Origin of the sequence: Pseudorhodobacter sp. W20_MBD10_FR17 (assembly GCF_052119765.1) — a bacterium.
GTDB lineage: Bacteria > Pseudomonadota > Alphaproteobacteria > Rhodobacterales > Rhodobacteraceae > Pseudorhodobacter.
In genome coordinates this window covers 1-2,148 of record NZ_JBGQOQ010000100.1, presented here as the reverse complement: position 1 = coordinate 2,148, position 2,148 = coordinate 1, and the positions used below count along the sequence as shown (strand labels likewise).

The window sequence follows — 2,148 nt, the reverse complement described above, 5'->3', positions numbered from 1 at the left end:
CCCCCCCCCCCCCCCCCCCCCCCCCCCCCCCCCCCCCCCCCCCCCCCCCCCCCCCCCCCCCCCCCCCCCCCCCCGCCAGCCACCCGACCACCACCGATGAGCTCGCACAGTCCTTTGCCGCCACCCCCGATGCGACCCTGGTTGCAGGCGCCACCGACATCGGCCTTTGGGTGACAAAACAGCTGCGCGACCTTGGCCCCGTGATCTTTCTGGGCGGCATTGCCGATTTGAAAACGATAGATGCCACCGGCGACACGTTGCGCATCAGTGCAGGCGTCACGATCAACCAGCTGATGCAGGCCGTAGCCCCGACGCTGCCCTCCTTGGCCGAGCTACTGCGCCGATATGCCAGCGACCAAATCCGCAATGCGGCCACCATCGGCGGCAATATTGCCAACGGCTCGCCCATTGGTGACGGCCCGCCCGCGCTGATCGCCTTGGGGGCCACGCTGCATCTGCGCCACAATAATACCCGCCGCGCTATGCCGATTGAGAATTTTTTCCTCGATTACCGCAAACAAGACCGCCTGCCCGGTGAATTTGTCGAGGCTGTCAGCTTTTCCACAAACGCCCCAAATCTGCGCTGCTACAAGCTGTCCAAACGCTTTGACCAAGATATCTCGGCCGTGTGTGGCTGTTTCAATGTGACGCTTGAAAACGGTACCGTCCGCTCCGCCCGCATCGCCTTTGGCGGCATGGCAGGCACCCCGAAACGTGCCGCGCAGGCCGAGACGGCGCTGATTGGCCAAACGTGGACACTGGAAACCGTGCTTGCCGCCCGCACCGCAATGCAATCAGATTTCGCCCCTATGAGCGATATGCGCGCCTCGGCGCAGTATCGCAGCACGGCAGCTGGCAATATGCTGCTGCGCTATTTCCACGACCTTGCCGGAACCCCCGTAAATCTGCTGGAGGTAGAGGCATGAGCATCGGTAACGCCCTGCCGCATGATGCGGCCCCTCTGCATGTGACTGGCGCCGCGCGCTATGTCGATGACATCCCGCTGCCCCAAGGGGCGTTGCATTTGGCTTTTGGCATGTCGACCATCGCGCATGGCGATATCACCGCGCTTGACCTTTCTGCCGTGTATGCCGCTGAAGGCGTTGTCGCGGTTTATGCGGCGACTGATTTTCCCGAGATGCCAGATTGCTCGCCCTCAACCCATGATGAGCCGCTTTTGGCAATGGACCGTGTGCATTACATTGGACAGCCGGTCTTTTTAGTAGTGGCAACCAGCCATCTTGCCGCGCGCAAAGCCGCGCGTTTGGGCAAAATAGACTACGCCCCGCTGCCCGCCATTTTAACGGTGGATGACGCGCTAGCCGCTGAGTCTCGTTTTGAAAGCGGGCCAGTCGTGTGGACCAAGGGCGATGCGGCGTCGGCGTTACGGGCCGCAGGCCGAGTGGTAGAAGGCGAGATGGAAGTTGGCGGCCAAGAGCATTTCTATCTTGAAGGCCAAATCGCTGCCGCCATCCCGCAAGAAGGCGGGGATATGTTGATCCATTCCTCGACCCAGCACCCGACTGAGATTCAGCACAAAGTGGCGCATGCGCTGCATGTTCCTATGCATGGCGTAAGGGTGGAAACGCGGCGGATGGGTGGCGGGTTTGGTGGTAAGGAAAGCCAAGGCAACGCACTGGCGATTGCCTGTGCCATTGCTGCACGCGATACGGGTCGCCCGTGCAAAATGCGCTATGACCGCGATGATGACATGATGATCACCGGCAAACGGCACGACCTGCGCATCCGGTACCGCGCAGGGTTTGATGACACAGGACGCGTGACGGGGGTTGAGTTTACGCATCTGTTCCGCTGTGGCTGGGCGTTGGACTTGTCTATCCCTGTGGCTGACCGCGCGATGTTACATTCGGACAACTGCTATCACCTGACCGACGTGCGGATTGAAAGCCACCGCCTGCGTACCAACACCCAAAGCGCCACCGCCTTTCGCGGTTTTGGCGGCCCGCAAGGGATGGTGGGGATCGAGCGCGTGATGGACCATATCGCCTTTGATTTGGGGATGGATCCGCTTACCGTGCGGCGCGTGAATTTCTATGCTGGAATGGTGGAAAAGGGGGGGGGGGGGGGGGGGGGGGGGGGGGGGGGGGGGGGGGGGGGGGGGGGGGGGGGGGGGGGGGGGGGGGGGGG

The 2,148-nt window shown here is 62.7% G+C and carries 2 protein-coding genes; both read left to right on the top strand.

What is annotated here, in order from left to right; genetic code table 11:
- On the top strand, positions 1 to 926 hold a 926-nt coding region (locus tag ACEN2J_RS20735), incomplete at its 5' end, for an FAD binding domain-containing protein (protein ID WP_442108649.1).
- Positions 923 to 2,148 (top strand): molybdopterin cofactor-binding domain-containing protein (locus ACEN2J_RS20730; RefSeq protein WP_442108647.1); only part of this gene is annotated, 1,226 nt, incomplete at its 3' end. The genes ACEN2J_RS20735 and ACEN2J_RS20730, both read left to right, overlap by 4 nt.